The organism is Pseudomonas sp. K5002 (assembly GCF_013386655.1).
Lineage (GTDB): Bacteria > Pseudomonadota > Gammaproteobacteria > Pseudomonadales > Pseudomonadaceae > Aquipseudomonas.
On record NZ_JACARK010001668.1, the window covers coordinates 441 to 672 of the forward strand.

A 232-nucleotide genomic window follows, 5' to 3' on the forward strand; every position below is an offset into this window, starting at 1 on the left:
AGATCACATAGGCGAGGTTCGCCGGGGTCAGGCTGGCGACGTGGGGATTGGTGCCGTCGGGATAGGCGCCATGCAGATCGACGATGGCGATATCACCGAGCACGCCACGGGTGCTCTCTTCGGCCAGGACCGCGACCGGTGCGCTGTCTTGCAGCAGGTAAGCGATGCGCTCGGCCGGATAGGCCGGGTCTACCGGGACGTAGGCCGCGCCCGCCTTGAGAATCGCCAGCAG

The 232-nt window shown here is 66.8% G+C and carries 1 protein-coding gene; it reads right to left on the reverse strand.

The features are described from left to right. Positions 1 to 232: AMP-binding protein (locus tag HX846_RS38605; protein WP_178967626.1), on the reverse strand; the 232-nt coding region annotated here is incomplete at both ends.